Genomic DNA, 2,978 nt, shown 5'->3' on the forward strand with positions numbered 1-2,978 from the left:
ATGATGTGCGCACTTATCGCGTGGTTCATTCGTGATTTGTTGGTCTTCTTAAATCTGAGCACAGATTTGGCTTATATCGGCAGTGTCATTATTGGTTATCTGGGGACTGACTTTTTCGGTCAATGGATGCGTGGGGCTTTGAATCGTAAAGCGGGGGTATCTGATGCAAATCAGTGAGAAAGGGCTTAGTAAGCTCAAAGGCTATGAGGGTCTCAGCTTAACAGCATATCGTTGCCCCGCGGGTGTTTGGACAATCGGCTACGGTCATACTCGCGGGGTAAAGCCCGGTGATGTGGTTACAGATAAACAGGCCGAGCAGTTCTTACTTGAAGACTTAGCCCCGGCCTACATCACGATTGAATCAAACGTTAAGGTCCCGCTGACTCAGGGCCAGTTTGATGCGCTTTGCTCTTTTATCTTCAACTGTGGTACCGGTGCTTTCGTCCGCTCAACATTGCTTAAGAAACTCAATGCGGGTGACTATAAAGGCGCGGCGAATCAGTTTATGAGATGGAATCAGGCTGGTGGGCGTGTATTGCCGGGCCTAGATGTTCGCAGGGCATCTGAAAAAACGATGTTTTTATCATGAAATTCAATGCTCACTACTACACGATACTCGCATTAATCATTATTTCACTGACAGCGTATTACTATCACTCTGAGTTACAGAGAGAACGTCATGTTACAAAGCAGCAGCAAGAAGACATTCAGCAACTCACAGACACTATCGACTATCAGAACTCACACATTACCATGTTGAACGAATTGGATGTGAAGCACACACAGGAACTTGCCAATGCCAAATCTGAAATCGACGTTCTTCGCAATGATGTTGTCAATGGTCGTCGCCGGTTGCGTATCGCGGCAACCTGTAGTCAGGGCGAAGCCGGTTCCCCCTCCGGCGTGGTTAATGCAGCCAGCCCCAGATTGGAAGACCCCGCTATCAGGGATTATTTCACTCTCACCGAAAGAGTAACAACGATGCAGGCTCAACTAGAAGGTTTGCAGGACTACATTAGAACCCAGTGTCAATAGGAACAAGTATGAATAAAACAAAAGTCGCTAACATAAAAAAAAGCAGACTACCTGAGCTTAGTGTAAGAAACAGGACTGATAAACGAACCAGTCCGTATCAAGTCGTGGTTTTAGATAGTGATGGAGACGAGCTATTCACTCATATAAGTAATGGCCGGTATGAATATGACGACATGCTGCCAGCGATACTTTGTGAAGCGGCATTGGCGGCACATAACCCGAATTTAATCGTTATTGATCAGGGGGTAGAGTTTCAACAACCTTCCCGACTCTAACGGGGGTGGATAATAAGACTTCAAGTCTTGGCGGGCGCCTTTCTCCATGAAGAGGCTTGTGATTTGTAATCTCACCCCACCAATAATATTTAGCATATTCAATTCGTTTTGTTGGATTTGCATCATAATCTAGCCAACTTGAATCTAGTGTGAGAAAGTCTTCGCTGAATACCTCATATATGTTAACTGGATGATCAGGACGCGGGATGATTTCTTTTGCAAATAAAAGTGCATCATCAATGCTAAGAGCAGCAAAAAATGAGCTGAGTCTGCTTAGTCTTTTTGCAAAATCAGGCACATTTTGTCTTACATATTCAGCGATAAACTCCCTCAGTTGAGGTTCTTTCAGATTATTGAATGGATCTTGTACGTTAAAATAGTGAGCATATTCTTGACCAAAGAGTGATAGGCATTCGTTGTTAGTGATAATCGCACCCTCGTTGAGATGACCGCCTCTATCTGCGTGAAAAAATTTATATTCTCTCATTTAAGAGCCTTTGGTTAGGGGTAGTACATTAGTTTTATTATATTATTTAATATACGAAGATATCAAAACTCAGTGTCAGTAAAAGTCAGAAAGCGAGGCATAACCTCGCTTAATTAATCAACCTACTTTGCTATATCTATAAACTTCTTTGATGTACTGATGGAAGTATTTTCCTTTGGATGGGGCGCTCATCAATCCTTGGTACACATTAGAAGGAACATTATAGTATTGATACACTCCGCTACTATGGAAAGCTATTTCCAATGTTTTCGTAGCTTGGTCATAACCAACAGAACGAAGGTTTGAAGATGAAACAGGAACTCGATTCACGTTCTAAATCTCCTATATGCGGGAAAAGTCCCAAGAAAATATTAGAACACTTTAAGAATTATAACTTTGTAGACGATCACGGGCACAAGTTAGAACTATGCCAAGATTTTATAGATCTTGTGAAGTTATCCGCAAAATAAAGAATATCTAATCAATGAGCCTCAGTTATCTGGGGCTTTTTATTATCTAGCGCATTCACACGCGCCTCTATTTCTAAACGCAGAGCCTTACAGAAAGCGAACCTGAGAAATCCGTTAATGGTATTTCTGCGGGCGGCATTTCTGTGTGAACAGGTTCGTCTTCTATAGGGTAAATACCATGACTCAATTAACAGTCAAAACACATTCATCTGTAACCGAAGCTCCAACAATGACCAGCCTTGAAATGGTTGATTACATTAATGCTGACAGGAAGGCCAAAGCAGAAGCGGAAGGATTGGCATTCCCTTGTAAGAAGTATAAGAAGCTGTCACACAAGAACTTCATGGTTAAAGTTCCCAAAGTTTTGGGAGATGAAGCATCGGCTAAATTTTTAGCCGAAGATGAATATAGCATTGCCAATGGAGCTACAGCGGTTCGTGATATTTACCGATTCCCCAAGCGTGAAGCCTGTTTGATGGCAATGAGCTACAGCTATGAGTTGCAAGCCCAGGTGCTCGATCACATGACAGAACTTGAGATGAAATCTGGATTTGGGTTTACCATCCAGCAACTGCAAGACATGCTTGTTCTGGCAAAAAGGGCGTCTGATGAAGATTCATCTGATGCAGGTCGCAGACTAAGAAAGCGACAAGATGACCTGGTTACTCTCAATAAAGCTGAAAGGATGATCAATGATATTAGTCAGATAGC

6 protein-coding genes are annotated in these 2,978 nt (G+C 42.5%); 4 read left to right on the forward strand and 2 right to left on the reverse strand.

Annotated elements, in window-relative coordinates; genetic code table 11:
* From LGZ99_RS23765 to LGZ99_RS23775, 3 genes are all read left to right on the forward strand, one after another.
* Positions 1–177 (forward strand): phage holin family protein (locus tag LGZ99_RS23765; RefSeq protein WP_262979782.1); only part of this gene is annotated, 177 nt, incomplete at its 5' end.
* Positions 164–589: a lysozyme gene (locus LGZ99_RS23770; RefSeq protein ID WP_262979778.1), complete on the forward strand. Its 426-nt coding sequence runs from the start codon at positions 164–166 to the stop codon at positions 587–589. The genes LGZ99_RS23765 and LGZ99_RS23770, both read left to right, overlap by 14 nt.
* On the forward strand, positions 586–1,035 hold the full coding sequence (locus tag LGZ99_RS23775) for a lysis protein (protein WP_262979779.1): 450 nt from the start codon (positions 586–588) through the stop codon (positions 1,033–1,035). The genes LGZ99_RS23770 and LGZ99_RS23775 overlap by 4 nt, the downstream gene beginning before the upstream one ends.
* A 231-nt stretch (positions 1,036–1,266) precedes the next feature.
* Here LGZ99_RS23775 and LGZ99_RS23780 read toward each other — a convergent pair whose 3' ends face one another.
* Both LGZ99_RS23780 and LGZ99_RS23785 read right to left on the reverse strand, forming a co-directional pair.
* On the reverse strand, positions 1,267–1,797 hold the full coding sequence (locus tag LGZ99_RS23780) for a DUF2441 domain-containing protein (protein WP_262979780.1): 531 nt from the start codon (positions 1,795–1,797) through the stop codon (positions 1,267–1,269).
* A gap of 117 nt (positions 1,798–1,914) precedes the next feature.
* Positions 1,915–2,127: a KTSC domain-containing protein gene (locus LGZ99_RS23785; RefSeq protein ID WP_072008848.1), complete on the reverse strand. Its 213-nt coding sequence runs from the start codon at positions 2,125–2,127 to the stop codon at positions 1,915–1,917.
* A 318-nt stretch (positions 2,128–2,445) separates the two neighbouring features.
* Here LGZ99_RS23785 and LGZ99_RS23790 point away from each other — a divergent pair.
* A partial coding sequence (locus tag LGZ99_RS23790; RefSeq protein ID WP_262979781.1) for a Rha family transcriptional regulator occupies positions 2,446–2,978 on the forward strand: 533 nt, incomplete at its 3' end.

Origin of the sequence: Photorhabdus temperata, from assembly GCF_025384845.1 — a bacterium.
Lineage (GTDB): Bacteria > Pseudomonadota > Gammaproteobacteria > Enterobacterales > Enterobacteriaceae > Photorhabdus > Photorhabdus temperata.

What these genes read in the sequence shown, in the direction of transcription:
- LGZ99_RS23770 (WP_262979778.1), top strand. Translation starts at nt 164, where the DNA reads ATGCAAATCAGTGAGAAAGGGCTTAGTAAGCTCAAAGGCTATGAGGGT.
- LGZ99_RS23775 (WP_262979779.1), top strand. Translation starts at nt 586, where the DNA reads ATGAAATTCAATGCTCACTACTACACGATACTCGCATTAATCATTATT.
- LGZ99_RS23780 (WP_262979780.1), bottom strand. Translation starts at nt 1,797, where the DNA reads ATGAGAGAATATAAATTTTTTCACGCAGATAGAGGCGGTCATCTCAAC.